This window comes from Roseateles sp. P5_E11, assembly GCF_054049355.1.
Genome location: NZ_JBFUMO010000896.1, coordinates 1 through 1,638, shown reverse-complemented (window position 1 = coordinate 1,638; position 1,638 = coordinate 1). Strand labels below are relative to the sequence as shown.

General features: G+C 64.6%; 3 protein-coding genes. All 3 read left to right on the top strand.

Annotated features, from left to right (window positions below; translation table 11 throughout):
- The coding region (locus ACXJKR_RS31855) for a hypothetical protein (RefSeq protein WP_457326257.1) at nucleotides 1-280 on the top strand (280 nt) is incomplete at its 5' end.
- 15 nt (nucleotides 281-295) lie between these two features.
- Entirely contained in the window at nucleotides 296-1,363 is a 1,068-nt protein-coding gene (locus tag ACXJKR_RS31850; protein ID WP_457326256.1) for a type IV secretion system protein, read from the top strand.
- A 25-nt stretch (nucleotides 1,364-1,388) separates the two neighbouring features.
- Nucleotides 1,389-1,638: type IV secretion system protein (locus ACXJKR_RS31845; protein ID WP_457326255.1), on the top strand; the 250-nt coding region annotated here is incomplete at its 3' end.

The window sequence follows — 1,638 nt, the reverse complement described above, 5'->3', positions numbered from 1 at the left end:
TCCCCTGCCCACCATGAAGCTCGGGCCGCCTTGCAGGGCAGACAACGCCGGCTGCTGGTCAGGTTCCTTGCTGATGGTCGAGACCACCGAGGGATTGCAGGAGTGCACGGAGTTCTACGCCCGACCGGGTACCTGCCGGGCGTCGACATACGGCACCGTGAAGCGGGCACGGCTCTGGGTGATCCGCGTCAAGGGCCAATGGGTTCAGTGCCCGCGCCCGGACGAGGGAAGCGGCTGCGTGAGCACCAAGGCGCTCCCGCCGGTCGCCTCAGTTCAATGAAGCGGTGACGTTGCCATGTTCACCTGGGTCGGTGCTCAATTCGATAGCGTGCTGAACACGTACGTCATCGGCGTCGTCTCGGCGCTGATGACGACGATCGCGCCGATCGCGTTGACGTCGATGACCCTGTGGATCGCCCTGTACGGCTGGGCCGTCCTACGGAACGAGGTCTCCGAGACGCTGCCGGCCTTCATGTGGAAGGTCTTCAAGATCGGCCTGGTGCTTGCCTTCGCCCTGCAGTCCGGCTTCTACATCAGCAACGTGGCCGACACCGCCAACGCTCTTGCCACCGGTGTGGCGACGACCTTCCTGCCCGCATCGGCGAACCCAGCAACGATCACCAGCCCCTACGCCATCCTGGACGCGTTCAACGACAACGCCAGCCAGCTGGTGCTCGACCTGCTGAAGGATGCAGGCATCACGCGGCTCGACCTCGTCTTCGCGGCAGTCGTGACCTCCTTCGGCAACGTCATCTTCCTGTGCCTGGCGCTGTTCGTCGTCGCGCTGTCCAAGGTCTTCCTGACGTTCACCATCGGCGTCGGGCCGCTGTTCATCCTCAGCCTGGCCTGGCGGCCTACGGCGAAGTTCTTCGACAGCTGGCTGTCCATGCTGCTGAACTCCGTGGTGCTGGCCTGGTTCGCCTTCTTCGCGCTGGGGCTCAGCGCGTCGATGGGAGCAGCACTGGTCAAAGCCATCCAGGACCAGGGCGGCTTCCAGGGCCCGACCTTCAATGTCGTTGCCGAGTCCCTGAAGTACTGCATCGTGATGATCCTGATGGCGATCGTTTGCTTCCAAGCACCGAGCCTGGCTTCCGCGCTCACGGGCGGCGCCGCGGTCCAACAAGGCGTGCAGATGATCCAGAACGTGCTGATGGTCTCAAGCCTGAGGGCACGAAGCAGCGTGCCCCATGCCTCAGCCGCGAACGCGCAGGGCGGCACCGTGCGCGCCGGTGTCGGCATCCCCTTCATGGCTGGCCGGGCCACGGCTGCCGCCGGGGCAGGCTCGATGAGCCTCGCGCGCCGCGGGTATGGCGCCGTCAGAACCGCAGCCTACAAGCTCGCCGCGATGCGCGGTCGCTCGTGAACGCCCACTGCAAAGGAGCAGTCTCATGCATGCCTTCCTGAAACTCGCCACAACCCTCGCCCTCGCCGCGAGCGCGGTGACCTCATCCGCACAGGGCATCCCGGTGATCGATGTCGCCAACCTGGTGCAGACGGTCCAGCAGGTGATGAACGACATCACCAAGATCAACAACCAGGTGCAGCAGATCACGCGGCTTCAGGCCCAACTCACCAGCATCAACGGCGCCCGAAACCTCGGCGACATCTTCAACAACCCCGCGCTTAAGAACTATGTGC